The sequence below is a fragment of the Georgenia sp. SYP-B2076 genome (genome assembly GCF_003991205.1).
Taxonomy (GTDB): domain Bacteria; phylum Actinomycetota; class Actinomycetes; order Actinomycetales; family Actinomycetaceae; genus Georgenia.
Genome location: NZ_RXOZ01000011.1, coordinates 260,274 through 281,963 on the forward strand (window position 1 = coordinate 260,274; position 21,690 = coordinate 281,963).

Here is a 21,690-nt window from a genome sequence, read left to right on the forward strand (position 1 = left end):
GTCCCGATCCGGAGCTGTACCCAAAGGAGGGTCACGCCCATGGCTACGACAATGACCGAACAGGCGCCGCGGCGCTCACCCCTGGCCTTCCTCGGCACAGGCGAGGCGCGCAAGGTCGTGCTCTCGAGCTACCTCGGAAGCACCATCGAGTTCTACGACTTCATCCTCTACGCCACCGCCTCGTCGATCGTCTTCGGCCCGGTCTTCTTCGCGAACCTCGACCCGTTGGTCGGGACCGCCGCCTCGTACGCGACCTTCGCCACGGGCTACCTCGCCCGCCCGATCGGCGGCATCGTCTTCGGGCACTTCGGCGACCGGATCGGCCGCAAGCGCATGCTCATGCTGTCGATGACCATCATGGGCCTCGCCTCCTTCCTCGTGGGCGTCGTGCCCCCCGTCGAGACGTGGGGCGCGGTCATGCTCGTCGCCCTGCGCGCGATCCAGGGCATCGCGATCGGGGGCGAGTGGGGCGGCGCGGCCCTCATGTCGCTCGAGCACGCGGACGACCGCCGCCGGGGCCTCGCGGCCTCATTCGCCAACGCCGGCGGCCCCAGCGGGGCCTTCCTCGGGACCGCCGCGCTCGCTCTCGTCGCCCTCATGCCCAGGGACCAGTTCCTGGCGTGGGGCTGGCGCCTGCCGTTCCTGTTCTCCCTGGTCCTCCTCGTCATCGGCCTGTACGTCCGGTCGAAGATCAGCGAGAGCCCGGTCTTCAAGGCCGCGCTCGCGGCCGAGGAGACCAAGGAGCAGGTGAAGAAGGTGCTCCCGCTGGCCCAGGTCCTCAAGAAGCCGCGCACCGTGCTGTCCGTCGGTCTCGCGGGCGTCGGCGGCTTCACGATCCAGGCGACCTTCTCGACGTTCGCGATCACCTACGCCGTCGCCCACGGCGTCAGCGAGTCCCACGGCCTGTGGGCCTTCGCCCTGTCCCAGCTGGTCGCCGCCGTCACGATCCCGGTCTTCGCCAGCCTCTCCGACCGCGTGGGGCGCCGGCCGGTCATGCTCGCGGGCGTCGTCGGGATGGCGCTCCTCGCCTACCCGATCTTCCTGCTCCTGGGCACGGGCAGCTTCGCGCTCGTCATGCTCGGCTTCCTCGTCGCCCTGCCGTTGCTTCAGGCCCTGACGTTCGGCCCGATGGCCGCGTTCCTCGCCGAGAACTTCTCGACGACGTCGCGCTACACGGGCGCCTCCCTCGGGTACCAGATGGCCAGCCTCCTCGGTGCGGGCTTCACCCCGCTGATCGTCGCGTCGATCTTCGCCGCCAGCGGCGGCCAGATCACGAGCGTGCTGTGGTTCCTCATCCCGATGTGCGCGCTGAGCGCCCTCGCGCTCGTGTTCCTCACCCGCGAGAGCCGGCACCGCGACATCTCCGCCTGACGCCCGCCCGGGCACCACCCTTCACGAAAGGACGAACCATGACCCTCACGGAAGCCCAGCAGGTGACGATGCCCTGGGACGGAGCACTCTTCGACGGCACCTGGAAGGCCGCTGCCAGCACGGTCGACGTGGTCGCACCCGCCACGGGCCAGCGCATCGCGACGGTCGGCGCGGCAGGCGTCGACGACCTCGACGCCGCGGTCCGGTCCGCCACGGAGGCGCAGAAGACGTGGGCGGCGCTCACCTACGACCAGCGGGCCAAGGTCTTCCGCCGGGCGTCCGCCCTGCTGGCCGAGGACCCCGACCGGCTCGTTCGCTGGCTGGTGCCGGAGTCCGGCTCCGGCATGGGCAAGGCGCAGTTCGAGGTCGGTCTCGTCGTCGCCGAGCTCGACGAGTGCGCCGGCATCACGTCGCTGCCCTACGGCGAGCTCCTGCGGTCCTCGAAGCCGCGACTGTCCCTCGCGCGCCGCGTGCCCTTCGGGGTGGTCGGCGTGATCTCCCCGTTCAACTTCCCCGCCATCCTGTCGATGCGGTCGGTCGCCCCTGCGCTCGCCGCCGGGAACGCCGTCATCCTCAAGCCGGACCCCCGCACGCCCATCTCCGGGGGCCTGGCGCTGGCCGAGCTCTTCGCCGAGGCCGGGCTCCCCGCGGGGCTGCTCCACGTGCTGCCCGCCGGGGCCGACGTCGGAGCTGCCCTCGTGGCCCACCCCGGCGTGCCCTGCCTCTCCTTCACCGGCTCCACCGCCGCGGGACGGGCGATCGGCCAGGCGGCCGGGCCCCTGCTCAAGACGGTGCACCTGGAGCTCGGCGGCAACAACGCGCTCCTGGTGCTCCCGGACGCGGACGTGGACGCCGCCGCATCGGCCGGGGCGTGGGGCTCGTTCCTGCACCAGGGGCAGATCTGCATGACGACCGGCCGGCACCTCGTGCACGCCTCGATCGCCCAGGAGTACACGGCCAAGCTCGCCGAGAAGGCCCGGCACATCCCGGTCGGGGACCCGACCGACCCCGCCAACCCCCTCGGCCCCATCATCGACGAGCGCCAGCGGGACAAGGTCCACGCGCTGGTCACCGCCTCGGTCGAGCAGGGGGCCACCCTGGCCGCCGGCGGCGAGTACGACGGGCTGTTCTACCGGCCCACCGTGCTCGCCGACGTGCCGAAGGACGCCCCGGCGTTCACCGAGGAGATCTTCGGCCCCGTCGCGCCGGTCACCACGTACGAGACCGTGGAGGAGGCGCTCGAGATCATCAACTCCTCCGAGTACGGGCTCTCCGTCGCCATCCTCACCTCGGACGCCTTCAAGGCCTTCGAGCTCGCGGCGCACATCGACAGCGGGGCGGTGCACATCAACGACCAGACGGTCGACGACGAGGCGGTCATCCCGTTCGGCGGCGTCAAGGCCTCCGGCGTCGGAGGCCGCTTCGGGGCGCGGGCGAGCCTCGAGTCGTTCACGGAGGTCCAATGGGTCACCGTGCAGTCGGAGATCGAGCGCTACCCCTTCTGACCCCGCCGGTCACCGGCGGTGCCCGCCACCGCGTGCACTGGGGCGGCCGCGGTCAACCGGTCGTGCTCGGCCGGACCAGGTCGTAGATCGCGGAGCATGACCTGGTCCGGCCGGGTACGACCAGTCCGCCCGGGTGCGGCCGGCGGCACCGTCCCGGCGCCCCGATAATCCGTTCTCGATCTCGACAGCGAAGGCATACTGTCTCGCCCATGGACTCGGGCGACGTCGAGCTGGTGCTGGTTCCCTCCCCGCTGCTCGGGCCCGCGACCTGGGAGCCGGTGGCGGCCCGTCTTCGCGGGTGGGGCCGGAAGGTGGCCGTCCTCGGGCAGTCCGTCGGTGCGCCGACGGACGCGGACCTCACGCCCCAGGGCGAGCTGGCACGGCTGGTCGCGGCCATCCCGGACGGCCGCCCGGTCGTCCTGGTGCCGCACAGCAACGCCGGCCTGTTCGTGGCGGGCATCGCGGCGCGGCGCCACGTCGTCGGCGCCATCTTCGTCGACGCCGGGTTCCCGCCGGAGGAGGGCCACGTGCCCCTGGCGCCGGTGGCGTTCCAGGAGCACCTGCGGGCGCTCGCGGACGCCGACGGCGTCCTTCCCCCGTGGGCCGAGTGGTGGGGCGAGAACCAGGTGACCGACCTCTTCCCCGACGCGTCGACGCGTCGGCTCGTCGAGGCCGAGCAGCGCCGGATGCCGCTGTCGTACTTCACGAGCGGGCTCGACGCTCCGGCGGGCTGGCGCACATTCCCGTGTGCCTACCTGGCGTTCGGTGACACCTACGCGCAGGAGCGGGACCGCGCCATGGACCTGGGCTGGCCGGTGACGACGATCACGGGTGGCCACCTGCACCTTCTCCACGAGCCGGACCGGGTCGCGGAGGCGATCACCGCGCTGGTCACGCGGCTCGGGCTCGCGTGAGCGGCTCGCTGGTCCGGCCGGGCGGCGCCATGCGGCAGCACGAGGTCACCGTCGAGGTGCGCGGCCCGTGGTCGTTGGCCACCAGCCGCGCGTTCTGGGAGGGTTTCGCGCCGGCCGCGCTGCCCGCGCAGGGCAGCGAGCAGGGGCTCCACACCGTCTTTCGCGTCGAGGCGGACTGGAGCCGCGCCGAGGCGACAGTGGCCCAGCAGGACGACGCCGCCCGGGTCCGGGTGGCCGGGGACGGCGATCTCGACGCCGCCGCCGCCCAGGTCTGCCGCTTCCTGTCCCTGGACGTCGACGCCCGCGGCTGGCCCGACGTCGGCGACCGCGACCCGGTCATCGCCGCCGCCCAGGCGCAGCTGCCGGGCCTGCGCCCGTGCGGATTCCACTCCCCGTACGAGGCCGCAGCCTGGGCGGTGCTGTCCCAACGCGTCCGCATCGTCCAGGCTGCCCGGCTGCGCGACGACCTCGTCCGGCACCACGGCGACGGCGGCGCCTTCCCGCCCCCGCAGACGCTGCGCGCGCTCGAGCTGGACCTGCCGGGCCGCAAGGGCGAGTACCTGCACGCCGTCGCGGACGCCGCGCTCGAGGGGCGGCTGGACGGCGCTGCGCTCCGCTCGGTCGAGCCGGACGAGGCCGTCCGCGCGGTGCAGGAGGTCAAGGGCCTGGGCCCGTTCGCCGCCGAGCTCGTCGTCGTCCGAGGCGCCAACGCCCCCGACGCCCTGCCCCGCCACGAGAGCCGGCTCGAGGCCGAGGTCGCCGAGCGCTACGGCGCAGACCGCAGCCTCGATGACGTGGCCCGGGCCTGGCGGCCCTTCCGCACCTGGGCGGCGGTCCACCTCCGCATCCTCCGCGAGCGGCGGACGGCGGAGATCGGCGGCCGCGCCGGCCCCCGCTGACGGCGCCTCGAGCGGTGCGCGGGCCGGCGGCACCGTGGGCCCCTGCTGCGAGCAGGCCCGTCAGCCGCCGAAGAGGTCTCCGAGGCCGCCGCTCTTGCCGCCGGAGGCCTGGTGCCCGGCGGTGCCGACCGACTCGCTGGGCTGGACCAGCACGTACCCCTGGCCGCCGAAGGCCATCTGGAACGTCTCGCCCGTGCCGCCCCGGACCATCGACTTCAGGCCGCCGGTGCTCACGCGCACGTCCATGCTCACCCCGGCCGTCCAGAGGACGACGGCCTGCGCGTCACCGAACGTGGGCGCGCCGGCCACGTCCAGGGCGACCGGCTCGCCCTCCGTGGTGATGGCCACGAAGCCCGTGCCCCGCAACGAGACGTTGTAGAGGCCGCCGGTCATCGCGGCGCCACGGGCCTGGATGCGGCGGATGTCCCAGTCGATGGACGAGGAGAAGGCGAGCACGTTGTTGCCGTTGACGGAGATGGCGTCGTTCTCTAGGTAGATGACCTGAACCTCGGCGGCGGAGTTGGCGGCGAAGAGCTCGCCCTGCCCGGAGCAGTGCATCATGTCGACGCCCTCGCCGGTCACCGCCGACTTGACCATCTTCCCGAGCCCGCCGGAGCCCTTGTTCTCGAAGCGGATGTCGCCCTGGTACGCGACCATCGACCCGCTCTTGGCCCACACGGGGCCGTAGCCCATCTGGATCTTGAGGAGCTTCTTGTTCTGGAGGGAGAACTGCTCCTGCGAGCTGTTCTCTCGGAAGTCGTTGAACAGCGATCCGTGGATGGCCATGGTGTCGGTCCCGTCGTGGGTGGTGGCGCCCGCGCCTGGGCGGTGTCCCCGCACACTATCGACCGTGGCCGCCCTGCCGCGGAGGTCCGGACGGCGATGTCGGGAGGCGCGCCTCCGGGCCGGGCCGCGCAGCCCGGCGCCGTCTGGTCCGTGCGTTCAGGTCAGGGGGACGACATCGGCGTGGACCTGCCGGCGGGCCGGTCCGCCGTCGGCGGGGAGCACCTCGAACTCCCGCACGGCCACGCGCAGGGGCGCGCCGCCGCCCGCCGGTACGGGGACGTCGCCGGTCCAGGTCGCGGTGCCGTCGTCGCCCAGCACGGCGGTCAGCTCCACCTCCGCCCCGGCCGCGGCCCAGCCGAGGGCCGGGTGGGCGAAGCGGGGATCCTTCGCCTCGACGACGGCGGCCACGACGTTGGTGCCCGCGACCACCGCCCCGCCCCCGTCCCGCGCGGCGGACGGCGCGGGGCCGCTGAGCGAGAGGCGCACGGCGCCGCCGTCCCCGGGGACGCAGCTGAGCGACCGCTCCGGGACCGTCTGGACAAAGGCGGTGGGCACGATCGGGGAGAGCTCGCAGCCCGGGATGGACCGGGGCTGATAGCGGGCCAGTCCCAGCCGCACGAACGGGAAGTAGGCCGCGCCGCTGCTGAACTCCACGTCGCAGTACCACGCCTGGCGACCCTCGTCCCAGACCGGCTCGAAGGCCGCCAGGTCCACCCACGGCCCGGGTGAGGTGCCGGCGGCGTGCAGGGGCACGCTCCGCACCCGGAGCCGGGCGCCCGGGAAGGACTCGGCGAGGAGCGGCTGGGGGAGCGTCGAGGCGTGCCCGGGGTCCTGGAGCCGGAGCGTGATCTCCCGGGACAGGTCGCTCTCGGACGTGATCGGGCTCCCGGTGCAGGCCACCGCCAGGAGCTCGCCGGCGCCGGAGGAGAACCACCCGCGATCCAGCCAGACCCGCAGCCCGGGGCCGCTGCGCCGGGAGGACGTCGCGCCGTCGTCAGTCCGTGACTGGGCGTAGTCCAGCAGCGGGAGCACCTGCAGCACGCTGGGCTGCGCCGGGGGTGCGCTGCTGAGCACGTCCAGCACCAGGGGCTGGCCGGCGGACATGCCGTCCTCGGCAGGCATGGCCGGGTCGAAGTACTCGCGGAAGCGGGTCGCGGCGCTGGGCCGGTAGGTCACCCGCCGGTAGCGGGTGTCGCCGAACTCGTGCGCCCTGAGCTGCTCGAGCTGCGCGGCCCCGGCCTCGAGACGGCGGCGCTCGCGGGCGCCGAGGCCCGGCGCCCCGGCCTCGGCCAGCAGCTGCAGGCGCCGCGTCTCCGGGGGCCATTCCCCACGAGTGCGGAACTCCACGAGCCCCGCGTCCACCTGGTCGATCAGGGTGGTGATCTCCGGGATCCACGGGGTGCCGAAGGGCTCGGGGACCGGGAGCGAGAAGACCTCCCGGGTCACCTGCGAGACCATCTCCTCCGCGCTCGCGCAGTGCACGCCGGCGTCGTCACGGACCTCGGCCCAGGTCGCCGCGAGCCGCAGGGTGGCGGTGGAGGGCTGGTCGAAGGAGAAGCGCCCGTGCAGCTGCGCGGCGGTGGCGCCCCTGTCCCGCTGCAGCACCGGGGGGCCGCCTGCGACGCCCGCGGCGTCCGGCTCCAGGTCGAGCTCGCCCGGCTCCAGGGGACGCTGGACGGCGTGGACCAGCGCGACGTCCCGCCAGGGTGCGGTCATCCAGTGCGTGCCCCGCTTGATCGCCTCGTAGACCTGCTCGGCGTCGCCCGGGCCGAGCTCCTCGCGGCACCAGCCCATGATCCCGAACACGTCCGGGTCGTTCTCGAAGAGCGAGGACAGCCTCAGGTTGCCGGTGCGCCCGGCGGGCAGGCTCAGCCGGAGCGTCCGCCCGTCCGGGTCCAGCGCTGCGCCGTGGTCCCCCTCGCCCAGCACGACCCGCAGCGGGCGGGGGTCGTGCCACCCGGCGCCGGGTGGGAAGGGCAGCCGCAGCTCCACCGCGGGGAGGCCGGGGTCCAGGGTGACGCGTGCCAGCACCCCGGACGCCAGCGGGTCCGGCAGGTACGGCAGCGCGGTGGCGTCCGCGTCGATGGTCACGTACCCCTCGGCGGTGCCGCCGGCCGCGCCGCCGTCGCCGCCGCGGACCCCGGTGGGCACGAACAGGGCGCCCGGCGCGCCGCGGAAGCTGCCGCTCTCGCGTCCGGCGACGGCGTAGAGCTCCTGGGTGGCGGCGACGGCGTCGTCCGGGGACAGGCCGCGCACCGCGTCGATCGCGTCGTCCAGGAGGCCGTGCGCCTCCACCAGCTGCAGTGAGGCCTTGGCGGCGGCGGCGTGACGCTCGCAGGTGTCGCGGAAGCGCAGGCTGGGCTCCGCCGCGCCCTGGCTCGCGGCGGCGTACTCGGCGGCGGTGACGCCCGGGGCGCTGCGCACGACCAGCCGCTCGAGCCCCTCGCCGGGGCCGAAGGGGTGGCGCGGCACCAGCTCCGGCGGCGGGACGGGCTCGAAGCGCCGGTGGTCCAGCGGTGCGGCGGGCGCGGCGTGGACGTACCGGGGCAGGCCCGTGCCCTCCAGCGTCTGGCTCAGACCGTCCGCCACCGCCGGGCTGTGTGAGTTCCCGGCCAGGTCCACGGTGCGCAGCCGCAGCCGGTACCGCGCCTGGAAGCGCAGCCGCGGGAGCGAGCCCGGCACCGCCGTGGCGGTGATGGACAGGCGCGTGGTGCCCACGTCCAGGTCGGCCGCCGGCGGCGCGGGCTCCTGCTCGACGGGCCGCCCGGGGCGGGGCACGGCCAGGGACCAGCCGTCCCAGGTGACCAGGGCCTCGTGCGCGTACAGCGCGCCGTCCGGGTCCGCGGGCCGCTCCGTCGTGTCGGCCTCCCCGGTGAGGGAGAGCTGCACCGCTCCCTCGTCCTCCGTCACGAAGGCCTGCTCCGGGTCCCGGCCGGGCACGTAGGTGACGTGGCGGGCGTGCAGGGAGCGCCAGGTGCCGTCCGTGAGGACGTCCATTCGGTAGCCGCGCACCAGGTCCTCCGCGGCGAGCACGGGCGGGTCGTCCGGATCCGCCTCGAGGGCGTCGTTGTTGCGCCGGGCCTGGTAGAGGTCCTCGTGCAGCTCCTGGGCGTGGCCGGCGTGCACGACGGCGATGCCCCCGGTGCGGGCGGCGGGGACCCCGTCGCGGTCGGGCTCGTCGAGCGGGCGCTGCTCGGCGGTGTCCTGGCGCTGCAGGGTGGCGGCCATGCCCAGCGCCTTGAGGGCCAGGCCGTCCACGTCCACGCCGACGGGCTCGAAGCGGGCGGGGTCCAGGTGCAGGAAGCCGTGGGCGAAGTCCTCACGGGCGGTGCGCTCGACGGCGGTGAAGAAGGCCTGGCCGTCGATCTGGGTGAGTCGGCACTCGGTCCAGGGCGTCACGTCGGCGTTCCACAGGTCCGGGTCCTGGCCGCGCGGCGGGAAGGCGGAGGGGCGCTCCACCCGCAGGCGGAGCAGGGTGCCGGGGGCGCCGTCGACGGTCTGCGGCACGAAGTCGGGACGGATCACCAGGTCGATGACCAGGCCGAGACGGCGCAGCGCCGCGGGGTGGTCGCCCAGGGCGGAGAGGTGGTGGTGGAAGTCGAGCCGCCGCTCCAGCTCCGTGCGGGCGGTGGCCCGGTCCGCGGGGAAGTCCCTGGGATCCTCGGCCGGGGGGCGGGCGTGGAAGCCGGCCAGCGCGTAGAAGGCCTCGGCGGTGCCCGTCGGCTGGCCGGGCCCGGTGGACGGGCCGAAGGGCCGGATGAGCCCGGGGTCGGCGGTGCGGTGCTCCTGCCGGAGCTGCCGCGCCCGTTCCGCCGCGCCGCCCAGCGCCGCGCGCAGCCTGTCGGTGAGCTCCCCCTCATCCGTGGCGCCCTCGAAGACGCCGCGGTTCGCCACCGCGCGCAGCTCCCCGAAGCGGCCCGCCAGGGTCCGCCGGTCGGTGTCGGCGCCCTGCGGCGGGGGGCCCCACGGGGAGGCGTTGCGGCTGGTGACCGGCAGATCGTCCCGGGCGTCCAGGGCCAGGGCCGCCCACTGCCCGCGCAGGTGGGCGTGCACGTCGCGGAGCGGGTAGCTGATCAGCGGCCGGTCCGCGAGGTCGGCGAACGCGAAGGCGCGCACCGTCGTCGCTGGCGGGAACAGGGCCCCCCATAACCTGCCCTCGGCGCCGACGGCGACGTGCTGGGGCGCCTCGGTGCCGCCGTCGGCGCGCTCCAGGGTCAGGGTCAGCCCGTCGAGCACCGAGCGCCAGTCGGCGAGGTCCGGGAAGTCCGCCAGCGTGGCCGGCGCCTCCGGCCGCAGCCGCGGGGCGACGAACACCGAGGCGGCGAGCATGCCGTCCTCGGTCAGCCCGCCCGGCAGGAGGATCCACTGGACCAGCTGGTGGCGCCTCATGCGGTCCTCCCGGTGCCCGCGGGGTTCCGTGCGGCGCTCATGCGAAGGCCTGCAGGTAGCCGGCCCACTCGGCCGGGGTCACGGTGTCCGCGAAGGAGGGGTCGCCATCGGAGCCGGCGAACCGGCGCTCCACCGAGAGGGAGACCGAGGTCGAGAAGAAGGCCACCCGGACCGAGACGGTGAGGCTGGCCTGCCCCCACACCTCGGAGCCGGCCGGCTTCTTGCGGTAGGTGAAGGCCAGGTAGAACTCGAGGGACACGGAGATCAGGCCCAGGACCTCCAGGTAGCCGCCGCAGCGGAGGTAGCCGGTCAGGGTGACCACCGGGCCGGTGAGCCCGAAGTAGATGCCGGCCATGACGGACACGCCGCCGGAGGCGACACCGAGGTTCAGGGCGATGTTCCCGCCGAACTCGATCGAGGCCTCGACCTCCTCGATCCCGTTGGCGCTGACCCCGACGGCGAAGAAGCCGCCGCCGCCGAACAGGCTCACCGTGACGAGGAAGGGGCTGTGCCGCTCGGACACGGCGAAGCGCACGCCGGCGGGCCGGTCCGTGAACGGCAGGGACAGGGCCGCGGAGAGGGCGATGTTCTGGAGGCTGAAGATGCCCACCGCCACGTCCGGCACGCCGAGGGTGTACCCGGCCACGACGCCCTGGGCGTCCACCGTCACGCTGGGCGGGTCGTCGAAGCCGTCGGCCGGGAGGATGGCCTGCAGCGCGCTCACGAACGCGAGCGGCCCCTCGAACGTGATGTCCACGTCCCTCGCGCCGAGCTCCGTCTTCTTCCCGTCCTCCTGCCGGAAGGTCAGCTCGCCGAGGGTCACGCTCAGCGCCTTGGCGAAGGTCAGCCGGGCGCCGCGGAGGTGGCCGCGGACCCCCGCGGTGACCTGGCCGCCGCGCTCCACCGCGGTCCGTGCGTCCAGCAGCAGGTCGGCGCGGTCCAGGTCCAGGGTCAGCGGGCCGATGCTCTCGCTCCTCAGCCGCGGCTTCCACAGGAAGCGCGACTCCACCCGGTCCGGGACGGCGGCGCCCGGCGGGGTCCGGGTGGTGACCAGGCGCGGCGGGCTGAGGGTGAAGGCCTGGTCCTCCAGCTGGGCGTCGGTGGGCAGGGGGCCGGTGGCCGCGGCGCCGTCGAACGGCAGCTCCGCGAGGACCTTCGTGAGCGCGATGGTGCCGAAGAGCCGCATGTCCGCGAACGCGCCCAGGTCCACGTCGCCGGCCTGGAGCGCGTCGGGGCTGGCCACCGGGCCCAGGCCCCGGGAGAGCGCCGTCACTGTCTGGCTGGGGCTGGCCAGGCCCCCGCCGCGCTGCGCGGGGAAGCCGAGCTCCAGGGGCTGGGCGAGACCCAGGAACAGCTCCGCCCGGTTGCCGCCGGGCGCGAAGCCGTGGTCGAGGTACTCCTTCGCGGGGACCAGCACCTGCGGTGCGGCCGTGCCCAGGAGGTCGTCCACCGCGGGGGAGGAGCCGGTGACGGCGGCCATCCGGGGCAGGAACCGGGGCAGGTACCCGTCCGGCGCCGCCTCGACCCTCATGACGTGCTCCGAGGGCGGCCCGCCCCAGTAGGGCTGCTCGATGTCGTAGGTGAGGCTCTGTGCCCTCACGGTGGTGGAGCCGGCCCGGACCGCGGCGGGCGCCGCGGCCAGCGCCTGCCCGGCCAGCGGGATCACCGCGGGCCCCGGGAACGGCGGGTGGTCGAAGACGGCGCGGATGGTGCGGTGCTGGTCCAGGACGCCGAAGGGCACGAACATGAGCGGGAGGGTGAACGTCAGCGTGCCGCCCGCCACGTCGGTCGCCGTGGCGCCGAAGCGCACATAGTCGCCGCCGTCCGGCTGGGTCAGCCAGAACGGCCTCGTGTCGTAGCCCTCCACGTGCGCAACCCGGGCGGACAGGGTGGTGAGCCGGATGCTCCGCAGCGGCAGCTCGTGGCCGTCGTGGGCGAAGGCCGGCGCCAGCGGGGCGTAGTCCAGGAGCGGCTGCTGGACCACCACCTGGGCGGTGCGCAGCAGGTAGGCCTTCGCGCCGAACAGGGCGCCGCCCCCGGGGGCTTGGCCGACCGTCTGGACGCCGCCGGGGAGCCGTTCGACCGTCTCGACGTAGACGGCCCGGTGCCCGGTGCCGCACAGGAACCCGACGATGACGGTCCGGACGAAGTGGTCCCGGCCCAGCGCCGCCGTGTGCTGGTACTTCCGCAGGCTCAGCGGCACGTAACCGGCAGGGGGCGGGGCCGGCTCGGGGTAGTCCCACTGCGCGTCGAGCTCAGCGTTGGCCCCCAGGGCGGTCAGCTCCAGCCGGTCGGCCCGGATCGGCACCGGGGTGAACGCGGGAGGCTGCGCGCCCGGCGCGGGCGGCTCGCCGACCGGGAGGCCGAAGTCCGAGCTCAGGCGCACGATCTGCTCCCGGACGGTGGGGCTCAGCGCGCCGGGGACGGTGTCCGCCGTCCCGGGGCCGCCCCGCTGGGCCAGCGCCCGCACGTCGGCGCCCGGCCGGCCGCCGTCGCCGGGGCCGGCGACGAGGACGGCGCTCCACAGCTGGGCGTGCCCGGCGGAGCCGGCGCCGTTGTCGGTGCGCCAGCGCCCGGTGGGGTCGGGGGAGAGCAGGAGGCGGTACGGGAACTCGATGGCCGTCTCGAGCGGCCCGGGTTCGGCCGGCGCGGGGATCCCCGGGGCCGGGGCCGTGCCGCGCGGCAGGGCCGTGGGGGCGAGGAGTGGCTCCCAGGCGTCCCACCCCAGCAGCCCGTCCGGGGTGAGCGGCACGCTGCCGGCCGGCACGCGGAACACCAGCCTGGTGGGCCCGGACAGGGCGGTGGGCACCGGCGGCCAGGGGAGCGCGGTGGGGTCGTCGAAGACGCCCTCCGCGAGCGCCTGCGGCGGCAGGCGCACGACGACGATCGCGTCCTGGGCGGGGTCCTCGCGCTCCAGCGTGGTGCCGTCGGGGGAGGGAGCCAGGTTCACCAGCTCCAGCTCGAGGGTGAGCAGGTCCTCCGGGCGCAGGACGGCGATCCTCACAGGAGCGCCCGGATCTCCGCCGGGAGCCCCGGATCGTCCGGGGCCAGGGTGACGCCGGGGCGCGCGCCCTCGACGTCGCGAATCTTCGACCGCATCGCCAGGAGCTGGTCGTCGTTGAGGTCCCGGACCACGGTCGTCACCGGCACCCCGGTCGCGGCCGCGACGTCGGCGGCGTACTGGGCCGGGTTGTTCCCGTCCGACGCCGGTGCGTACCGCTCGAACGCGGCGAGGATGGTCAGGTCGCGGTAGCCGGGCCCGCGCAGCAGCTTCCCGATCGCCGCGAAGCCGATCTCCTCGGTGGGGAAGATCATGAAGTTGTGCCAGTTCGCCTTGCCCGGGTACTGGCCGAGGTCGGGACCCCCCTGGCCCCCGGTGATGTTGCCCGGGTTCATGTTGAGCCAGGCGAAGGTTCCCTCGAAGCCCCGCATGTGCGGCCGGCCGCGGCGGATCTCGCCGTCGGCGTGGACGACGAAGTTGAAGATCTCTGGGCCGTGGCCCAGGTAGTCCGTCTCCGACGTCGACCCCGGGAACCAGGTGGTCCGGGGGATGTTCTGGCCCGTCGAGACCTGGCCCGCGTAGTACCAGGCGTGGTCGCCGGGACCGAGCCCGCCCGCCGGCGCCGGGCCGGCACCGGACGTCAGCCTGACCCAGATCGCGTCGACCGGGGCCGTGAGACCCGGCCAGCTGCCGTCGACGGCGGCGGGGTAGCCCGGGAGGGCGGTCAGCGTGGCGGCGTCCACGGCGGCGTAGTCGCTGCCCTTGAAGAAGTACGCCCTGCCGCTGGGCCATGCCACGACCGCGTCGAGCGCATCGGCGAACCCGATGTCGGCGAGCCCGGCGAACTCGTCGCCGACGGGCCTGGGGTACCCGGCGTCGACCCCGTCGGACGCGATGTCGTAGCGCAGGACCTGGTCACCCTTGAAGAAGTACGCCTTGCCGTTGCCCCAGTTGGCGGACGCCCCGATCGAGTCCGCGAAGCCGGCGCCGTCGAACCCCGTCCACTGGTCGGCGATGGTGAGCGGGTAGCCCGGATCGACGGCGTTCGTCTGCTGGTCGATGCGCAGGTACGACGTCCCCTTGAAGAGGTACGCCTTGCCGGCGCCGAGGTCGAGCACCGTGTCGATGTCGCGGTCGAACCCCGCGTCGGCGAGGCCGGCCCAGCCCCCGGTGATGGGCTTGGGGTACCCGGCGTCGACGGCGTCGGCCTCAACGTCATAGCGGGCGTACATGTCGCCGAGAAGGACGTAGGCCTTGGTCACGGTCGTGGCTCCCAGAACGATGGCGGGGCGCGCTCAGCGGTGAGCGCGGCGCGCGCTCCGCCCGCTGCGGGAGCGCGTGCCCGTGATCGTGCTCGCGGCGCGTGACCACGGCGTTACCGGTGGCGTACGAGCCCGCGCCGACGGCGGCGCGGGCGCGGGCTGCTGGGCCCCGGGATCGTCCGGTAACTCCTGGGTAACGCCGACTCCCTAGCGTCGGGCGAACGCACGGCCCCGGGTGTCCGGACGGCCGAGGAGACGGAAGGACAGCCCTCATGACCGCCTTCGACATCGACGTGTCCAGCCCGTTCCCCACCGGGTTCACCGGCGGCCTGGGCGGCCCGCACCAGGGCGGTCACCAGCCGCCCGACTGGTACATCGAGTACGGCATGGACCTCGGGGCGACCGAGGGCACCGAGGTCCACGCCGCCTTCGACGCCCACATCACCAAGCTCGCCCCGCACGACCCCGCCACCGACAGTGGCAAGGTGTACGGGGCGCAGCTGTTCATGCGGGCCCCGAACGACATGATGGGCGGGTTCTACACGCACATGACGCACGTGCCGCCGTCCCTGGCGGTCGGCTCCGCCGTCGCACGCGGCGACGTCCTGGGGACCGTGCTCGCGTTCGACGGGATCCCGCCCCACCTGGCGCTGGTGGAGATCATCGGCGGCGCGCCCGGCGGCCAGTACCGCGGCGTGGACCTCTACCAGCTCTTCCTGGACTCGGCGCTCTCCGAGACCGTGACCCCGGTGACCTTCATGCAGGACGGCTCGCCGCCGTCACCCGGCGCGGGCGGCGGCGGGCCCAAGGTCTACCACCTCGGCACGCTGCGGGGGATCCAGGAGGCGCTGGCGGTGCTCGGCTTCGACCCGGGCGTCATCGACGGACTGGACGGACCGAACACCCGCGCGGCCGTCGCGCAGTTCCAGGGCTCGCAGGGGCTCGAGCCGGACGGGCAGTGCGCGGGGGCGACGCTCGACGCGCTTGCCGCGGCGATGACGCAGCAGGGCTATCAGGTCGACGGGGTGTGACCGGCGACCGCGGGGGGGCGGGTCGGCCCTCGTCGGGCGTCCGGCCCGCGTGGCGGGCGTCAGCGGTCCGGACGGGGAGGGTCAGAGCCGCGCCGGGGCGACGCTCTCCGGCAGCAGCCCGAGCCGGCCCACGACGCGGACCGCGTCGCGCCGCGACGTCACCCCGAGCTTGCGGTTGATCGACTTGAGGTGCTGCTTCACGGTGTTCACCGAGATGCCGAGCTCGTCGGCGATCTCCGCGTTCGTGCTCATCGGCAGGAACGCGACCACCGACAGCTCCCGGTCGGTCAGCGCCTCCGGCGGGTGGCCGGCGCCGACCGGGGCCGGGACGCGCCGCGACGCGGCCAGCGCCTGCCCCGCCGGGCCCCGGTGCGTGCCCGCCACCTCCAGGTGACGGCGCAGCAGCGTGTCGAGGCGGCCGGTGGTGTGCAGGAGGTAGGCGACCGTGCCGGCCGCGTCCGCGGCGCCCAGTGCCCGCGCGATCGCCTCGCCCGCGGAGGCGTCGTGGCGCATCCGGTCCTCGGCGAGGCCGACGAGCCCCCACGCCCTCGCCGCCCAGCTCGTCTGGCTGGCCAGCAGCCCCGCGAGCGCGGGCCGGACCTGGTCCGCCTGCCCGGTGGCCAGCAGCACGCCGGCCCGGGCCAGGGCGATGACGTCCACCTCCGGTGCCGACTCGTCGGCGTCCCGGGCGGCCGGGCGGCCGGCCGCGTCGTCGTGCGCGACCAGGACGGCGCGGGCCCGCTCGGGTGCGCCCGCAGCGAGCTCCACGTCGACGACCAGCGCCGTCCGCAGCCGCACGAGGTGGATCATGCCGGGGTACCTGCGGAGCCACGCGTCGACGTCCGCCAGGCCGCGCCGCGCGCCGGCGACGTCGCCCGCGATCAGCCGGCGATACGTCGCCGCGAGCCGGAGCCCGGCGCCGACGAACGGGTCATGCCCCCGGGCCTCACGCGCGTCGCCGAGGACCCGGTCGACCTCGCCGAGCTCGCCGCGCTCGAGGCCCGCGGCCGCGAGCGCCAGCAGGGCCGCGCCCGTCTCGGGCGACCTGCTCGTCCCCTGCGACTCGGCGGCGCGCAGCGCCCGGAGGGCCTCGGCCCGTGACCGCTCGACCAGCCCCAGGCCGCCCTCGGCGAGGGCGACGTACCCCCGGAGGTGGACCTCGCCGGAGCCGTGGACGGCGCCAGCGCGGGCGTCGGCGAGCGCGGCGCGGAGCAGGTCCAGGGCCCGTCGCGGGCGCCCCAGCCACAGCTCACCGACCCCCAGGAGGCCCCCGGCCGCGCCGCGGTAGGCGGCCCAGGCGCCGGCGTCGGCCGTGGTCAGCGTGCGGGCGAGGCGGTCGGCCCGGCGCGCCGCCCGGACCATGCGCACGGGGTCGCCGGCCCGCTCCGCCGCCGTGGCCTGCAGGATCCGGAGCACGACGGCGGCGACGGTGCGCCGCGGATCCGGCAGCGTCCCCAGGCCGGGCTCGGCCCGGCGGAGCAGCGCGGCGGCGTCGTCGTCGTCCCGGCAGAACGCACCGAGCGCCAGGGCGAGGGCCAGCTCGGCGTCGTCCAGCGCGGCCTCGGGCGGGATCCGGCCGAGCGTGGCCCCCAGCTCGCCGCGGCCGGCCGTGAAGATCTGGGTGGCGGCGGAGCGCAGCGCGACCCGTCCCATGAGCTCCCGGTCGTCGGAGTCGAGCACCAGCCCGAGCGCGGCCAGCCCTTCGCCGGCCGCCTCGAGCCAGGCGACGGCGCGGCGCCCGAGCTCACGGCGCAGGTCCGGCCGCTCCTTCTCGAGCCGGGTGCGCAGCATCTGGAGCAGCAGCGGGTGGTAGCGGTACCACCCGCCGTCGAGCTCCACCACGAGCACGTTGTCGCGCACGAGGGACTCGAGGATCGCCCCGGCCGACTCCTCGCCCGTGATCGCCCGCGCCAGCGGCGCGCACACGCGATCCGTCACGCTGGTCCGCAGGAGGAACTCCGAGCGGTCCGCGCCCAGGCCGCGCAGCACCTCACCGCCGAGGTATCCCGTCACCAGGGAGTGACGGCCGTCGAACTCACCGACGGCCCGGACCGGGTCGGCCGCGGCCTCCAGGGCCAGCGTCGCCAGCCGGAGGCCGGCCGCCCACCCCTCGGTGGTCTCCATCAGGCGGCCCAGCGCCGGCTCCGGGAGGGGCACGTCCCGGTCCTCGAGGAGCCGGCTCGCCTCCGCCTCGGTGAACGCCAGGTCCGCCGCGCGCAGCTCGCCGAGATCGCCGGCGATCCGGAGGCGGTGCAGCGGCAGGGCCGGGTCGTGCCTGGAGACGAGCACCAGGGCCACGCGAGGGGGCGGGCTGCGCAGCAGCGGCTCCAGGGACTCCGTGGCGTTCCCGCCCTCCAGCTCGTGGAGGTCGTCGAGCACCAGCACGAGGGGGCGGGCGGGCAGCCGCGCGCACACCAGCGCCACGAAGTCCTCGTCGGGCACGGGCGGGACGGTGAGGCCGCCGAGGACCTCGTCACCGAGCACGCCCCGGACCGCGAGGAGCACCGTCGTCCACAGCCGGTGCGCGTCCCGCTCGGTCCGGTCGAGGGAGGCCCAGACGACCGGTCCCGGCGGGTGGCCCGCCCGGACCCAGCCGGCGACGGCGTACGTCTTCCCCGCGCCCGCCCCGCCGGTCACCAGGGTCACCGGGTGCCTGACGGCGTCGTCGAGCAGACCCAGGACCCGTTCCCGCCGGACCACGCCGGCGGAGAGCTGCGGGACGGTGAGCCGGGCCTCGAGCAACGCCGGCACGGGGGCCTGCGGGTCCACGACCTTCTCCTGTCGCCGTGAGACGACGCGGTTCGCCTGGAAGCCTATCCCCGCACCGGGTCCTCGGGGCACCCCCCGACGGGCGGGCGGACGTGGATCTCCCGGACCTCCAGGGCGAGGTCCTCGAGGCGGTCGAGAAGGGCGAAGAGCGCGTCCGGGTCGGCGAGGCGGACCCGGACGGTCGTGGTGGCCGGATCCTGGGTCACCTCCGCCCCCTCGATCGCGGGCCCGACCAGGTCGGCCACCAGCCCGACGAGGCCGACCTCGGCGACGGCCCGCGGCGGCCCGGGCCGGTGCGGGCGGGCTGGCCGCGAGGGGGCGCGGCCCCGCACCGGGACGACGTGGCGGATCGTCAGGCCGTCGCGGCGCAGGCGCGCCAGCACCCCCATGAGCGCGGCCTGGTCCGCCACGTGCCCGCGCAGGACCACGCGACCCGCCTGGCGCCGCACGACGAAACCCTCGAGCTCGCCGAGGACGGCGGCGGAGGGCTCGCCGGCCGCGCTGATCGAGAGGTCGATACCGGTCATGGTGGGCGCGGGCGCTACCGGCGCCGCCGGGACAGCAGCCACGCGACAACCATGCCGAGGAGGAAGACGACGGACAGGGTCAGCCACTGGGGCGACACGACCCGGACGGCGAAGAGCTGGACGGCGACGGGGCTGCGGTTCTGGAGGATGAACACCACCGCACACGCGGCCAGCGCCAGGCCGAGCCAGGTGCGGCCGCTGAGGCGTCTGCGCGTGGCCGGGCTCTTCTCGCTCATCGGACCTCCCTCGGGGGCGGGCAGCACCCGGGCTCCCGCGCGCCGGGACGCGCCCGCGGCTCCCGGCCGTGCCCATCCTGGCGCGGGCCCGGCCGCGCGCGGACCACCCGTTCCGGGTGATCCGGGGGCCCGGGACCGGCACGAGTGTGGGAGCACGCAGTCGCACCGCGCCCGGTCGATGCGCACCTCGCCTCGAAGGAGACCCCATGTCCGAGCTGATCATCCTTGGGTACGACGACCACGCCACGGCCGAGAAGGCCTACGAGAAGGTCCTGGAGCTGCAGCAGGACTTCGTGGTCAACCTGACCGGGCTCGCCGTGGTCCGCATCGACCCGGACGGCAAGAAGCACGTGGACACCCCCGCGCACATCGTCGGCGCCTCGGCCGCCTCGGGGGCGCTGTGGGGCACGATCTTCGGCCTCCTCTTCCTCGTCCCCGCGTTCGGCATGCTCGTCGGCGGCGCGCTGGGCGCGCTCACGGGGAAGCTGAGCAAGACCGGCATCGACAGGGCCTTCCGGGACCGGGTGGAGGACATGCTCACGCCCGGCCACGCCGCCGTCGTCGTCATGGCCAAGAAGCTCACCGAGGACAAGTTCGCCGCCGCGCTCCGCCCGTTCGGGGGCAGCGTCCTGCAGACCTCCCTCTCCGAGGAGGACGAGAAGGAGCTGGCGGAGGAGCTGGCCACGCCCGCGGGCTGAACCCACGCGAGCAGAGCGGGCGGGGGCGGGACATGGCGGGGACCATGCGCCGGCGGTCCGCGGCGGCGGCCGTGGTGGCCGGTGCGCTGCTCGCCGCGTGCGCCGCGGCCGCGGGGGGCGCCGCGCCGGACCTGGCGGGCAAGAGCTTCGTCTCGAGCGGGGTGCGCGGCCACGACCTGGTGGCCGGCACCGACGTCCGGCTGCTGTTCGGGCAGGACACCATCTCGGTGAACGCGGGCTGCAACACGCTCACGGGCGCGGCGACCTGGGCCGGCGGCGTCCTCGCCGTCGACGCGCACATGGCCCAGACGATGATGGCGTGCTCGGGGGAGCTGACCGACCAGGACGACTGGCTCAAGGTGCTGCTCACCTCTGACCCGGCCGTGGCCCTGGAGGGCAGGACCCTCACCATCGGTGACGACGCCGAGGGCCTCACCCTCGAGCAGGAGTGACCGGCCGGGGGATGACCGTGACCGCACGGCCGGCAGGCTGACATGGATCCCGCGGTCACCAGCCTCGTGGTGCTCGCCGGCGCGGTCGCGCTGTTCCTGTGGAACCGGCTGCCGGTGGGCGTGGTCGCTGTCCTGACCGCGCTGTCCCTCTACGCCACCGGGGTGCTGGGCGCCGGTCAGGCGCTGGCCGGCTTCGGCGACCCGATCGTCATCTTCGTCGCGTCCCTGTTCGTGGTCAGCGAGGCGCTGGACGCCACCGGGGTGACCACGTGGGCCGGTCAGGCGCTCACGGACCGGGCGGGCACCGGGCGCCGGGAGCTGCTGGTCACCATCATGGTGCTCGCCGGCGTGCTGACCGCCGTCGTCAGCCCGAACGGCTCGGTCGCCGCGCTGCTGCCGATGGTCGTCGTCGTCGCGGTGCGCAACGGCCACTCACCGTCCCAGCTGGCGATGCCGCTCGCCTTCGCCGCGCACGCGGGGTCGTTGCTGGCCCTGTCCGGGAGCCCCGTCAACATCATCGTCAGCGATGCCGCCGCGCAGGAGGGCGCCGGACCGTTCGGGTTCTTCGAGTTCGCAATCCTGGGCGTCCCCCTGCTGGCCGTCACCATCGCGCTGTCGGCCCTGCTCGGCCCCCGGCTCCTGCCCGCCACGGCCGCCGGCTCGTCCCTGGCGGACCTGAGCCGGCACGCGCGCACCCTGTCCGGGCACTACGCGCTCCAGGACGGCTTCTACCGCCTGACGGTCCGGGCCGGGTCGAGCCTCGTCGGGACGCCCCTGCCGGGTGGCGACCCGCCCGGGCTGTCGGTGCTCGGCGTGCAGACCGCCCGCGGCGCCGCGCACCCGGCGGAGCACATCATCGACGCCGGCGACGCGATCATCGTGACGGGCCCCGCCGAGGCCGTCATCGCCTTCGCCGGGGCGCGGCAGCTGGACGTGGGGCTCCGGCCGGTCACCGCGGACGCCCTGCTGACCCGGGAGGCGGGCGTCGTCGAGGTGGTCGTCCCGCCCCGCTCGCCGCTCGTGGGGGAGCGGGTGTTCCCGGGGATGGTGCGCCTGGGCGAGGTCGTCATCCTCGCGGTGCGCCACCGCGGGCTGGACCGCGGGCCGCGCGGCGCCGTCCTCGGCGAGGGGGACAGCCTCCTCCTGCACGGCCCGTGGGCGGTGATCGACAGCCTCGTCGACGACCGCGACGTCCTCGTCGTCGACGCCCCGGACCGCGTCCGCCGCCAGGCCGTCCCGCTCGGCGCGAAGGCGATCGAGGCGCTCGCCGTCCTCGCCGCGATGGTGGTGCTGCTCGTCACCGGCGCCGTGCCGCCCGCCGTGGCGGGGCTCGGCGCGGCCGCCGCGATCGTGGCGCTGCGGGTGGTGACGCCGCAGCACGCCTACCGGGCGGTGTCCTGGCAGACCGTGGTCCTCCTCGGCGGGCTGATCCCGCTGTCGACGGCGATCTCGACCTCCGGGGCGGCGGACCTGCTCGCCGGGGCGCTCCTGGGCGTCGTCGGCAACCTCTCCCCGTACCTCCTCCTCCTCGTCGTCTTCGCGGTCACCGCGGCCCTCGGCCAGGTGGTGAGCAACACCGCGACGGCGCTGATCGTCGTCCCCATCGCGGTGGCGGCCGCCGTCGAGGGTCGGATCGCCGTCGAGCCGGTCCTCATGACCGTGGCCGTGGCCGGGGCGGCGTCCTTCCTCACCCCGATCGCGACCCCCGCGAACATGATGGTGATGGGCCCGGGCGGGTACCGGTTCGGCGACTACTGGCGCCTCGGCGCGGTGGTCCTCGTCGCGTGGCTGGCCATCGCGCTGCTCGTCATCCCGGTGGTCTGGCCGCTGCGGTGACCCGGGTGACCCGC

At 75.2% G+C, this 21,690-nt stretch carries 15 protein-coding genes; 8 read left to right on the forward strand and 7 right to left on the reverse strand.

Going from position 1 to position 21,690, the window contains the following annotated elements:
* The first annotated feature begins 39 nt into the window (after positions 1 to 39).
* The 4 genes from EJK16_RS06050 (at position 40) to EJK16_RS06065 (ending at position 4,689) form a co-directional block, all read left to right on the forward strand.
* Positions 40 to 1,371 (forward strand): MFS transporter, encoded by a 1,332-nt coding sequence (locus EJK16_RS06050; protein ID WP_370275961.1) that lies wholly within the window; start codon positions 40 to 42, stop codon positions 1,369 to 1,371.
* Between the two features lie 38 nt (positions 1,372 to 1,409).
* Complete coding sequence (locus EJK16_RS06055; protein ID WP_127127339.1) at positions 1,410 to 2,876, forward strand: aldehyde dehydrogenase family protein; 1,467 nt, start codon at positions 1,410 to 1,412, stop codon at positions 2,874 to 2,876.
* A gap of 209 nt (positions 2,877 to 3,085) precedes the next feature.
* The gene (locus tag EJK16_RS06060; RefSeq protein ID WP_127127341.1) at positions 3,086 to 3,790 is read left to right on the forward strand and encodes an alpha/beta hydrolase; all 705 of its coding nucleotides are present in this window, start codon (positions 3,086 to 3,088) and stop codon (positions 3,788 to 3,790) included.
* Positions 3,787 to 4,689: a DNA-3-methyladenine glycosylase gene (locus EJK16_RS06065; RefSeq protein WP_205739620.1), complete on the forward strand. Its 903-nt coding sequence runs from the start codon at positions 3,787 to 3,789 to the stop codon at positions 4,687 to 4,689. Before EJK16_RS06060 ends, EJK16_RS06065 begins: the two co-directional genes overlap by 4 nt.
* A gap of 60 nt (positions 4,690 to 4,749) precedes the next feature.
* On the opposite strand, the gene EJK16_RS06070 is transcribed toward EJK16_RS06065, so the two are convergent.
* From EJK16_RS06070 to EJK16_RS06085, 4 genes are all read right to left on the reverse strand, one after another.
* Positions 4,750 to 5,475 carry an AIM24 family protein gene (locus EJK16_RS06070; protein WP_127127343.1) on the reverse strand — a complete coding sequence of 242 codons (726 nt, stop codon included), beginning with the start codon at positions 5,473 to 5,475 and terminating at the stop codon, positions 4,750 to 4,752.
* A gap of 156 nt (positions 5,476 to 5,631) precedes the next feature.
* Positions 5,632 to 9,864 (reverse strand): hypothetical protein, encoded by a 4,233-nt coding sequence (locus EJK16_RS06075; protein ID WP_127127345.1) that lies wholly within the window; start codon positions 9,862 to 9,864, stop codon positions 5,632 to 5,634.
* Positions 9,865 to 9,901: 37 nt separating this feature from the next.
* The gene (locus EJK16_RS20500; protein ID WP_127127347.1) at positions 9,902 to 12,868 is read right to left on the reverse strand and encodes a hypothetical protein; all 2,967 of its coding nucleotides are present in this window, start codon (positions 12,866 to 12,868) and stop codon (positions 9,902 to 9,904) included.
* Positions 12,865 to 14,127 carry a hemopexin repeat-containing protein gene (locus tag EJK16_RS06085; RefSeq protein ID WP_127127349.1) on the reverse strand — a complete coding sequence of 421 codons (1,263 nt, stop codon included), beginning with the start codon at positions 14,125 to 14,127 and terminating at the stop codon, positions 12,865 to 12,867. The genes EJK16_RS20500 and EJK16_RS06085 overlap by 4 nt, the downstream gene beginning before the upstream one ends.
* Before the next feature lie 272 nt (positions 14,128 to 14,399).
* Between EJK16_RS06085 and EJK16_RS06090 the strand changes: the two genes are divergently transcribed.
* Entirely contained in the window at positions 14,400 to 15,158 is a 759-nt protein-coding gene (locus EJK16_RS06090) for a peptidoglycan-binding protein (RefSeq protein WP_127127351.1), read from the forward strand.
* Positions 15,159 to 15,239: 81 nt separating this feature from the next.
* On the opposite strand, the gene EJK16_RS06095 is transcribed toward EJK16_RS06090, so the two are convergent.
* From EJK16_RS06095 to EJK16_RS06105, 3 genes are read right to left on the reverse strand one after another with little or no spacing between them, the layout of a single operon-like run.
* The gene (locus EJK16_RS06095) at positions 15,240 to 17,927 is read right to left on the reverse strand and encodes a LuxR C-terminal-related transcriptional regulator (protein ID WP_127127353.1); all 2,688 of its coding nucleotides are present in this window, start codon (positions 17,925 to 17,927) and stop codon (positions 15,240 to 15,242) included.
* 44 nt (positions 17,928 to 17,971) lie between these two features.
* Positions 17,972 to 18,496: a hypothetical protein gene (locus EJK16_RS06100; RefSeq protein ID WP_127127355.1), complete on the reverse strand. Its 525-nt coding sequence runs from the start codon at positions 18,494 to 18,496 to the stop codon at positions 17,972 to 17,974.
* Positions 18,469 to 18,690, reverse strand: coding sequence for a LapA family protein (locus tag EJK16_RS06105; protein ID WP_127127357.1), 222 nt, complete (start codon positions 18,688 to 18,690; stop codon positions 18,469 to 18,471). Before EJK16_RS06105 ends, EJK16_RS06100 begins: the two co-directional genes overlap by 28 nt.
* Positions 18,691 to 18,896: 206 nt before the next feature.
* On the opposite strand from EJK16_RS06105, the gene EJK16_RS06110 reads away from it, so the two are divergent.
* Genes EJK16_RS06110 through EJK16_RS06120 form a run of 3 tightly spaced genes read left to right on the forward strand, consistent with a single transcriptional unit; the run spans position 18,897 to position 21,676 of the window.
* Complete coding sequence (locus EJK16_RS06110) at positions 18,897 to 19,388, forward strand: DUF1269 domain-containing protein (RefSeq protein ID WP_127127359.1); 492 nt, start codon at positions 18,897 to 18,899, stop codon at positions 19,386 to 19,388.
* A gap of 44 nt (positions 19,389 to 19,432) precedes the next feature.
* Positions 19,433 to 19,840: an META domain-containing protein gene (locus tag EJK16_RS06115; RefSeq protein ID WP_164737212.1), complete on the forward strand. Its 408-nt coding sequence runs from the start codon at positions 19,433 to 19,435 to the stop codon at positions 19,838 to 19,840.
* Positions 19,841 to 19,882: 42 nt separating this feature from the next.
* Positions 19,883 to 21,676, forward strand: a complete 1,794-nt coding sequence (locus EJK16_RS06120; RefSeq protein WP_127127363.1) for an SLC13 family permease — start codon at positions 19,883 to 19,885, stop codon at positions 21,674 to 21,676.
* The last annotated feature ends 14 nt before the right edge of the window (positions 21,677 to 21,690 follow it).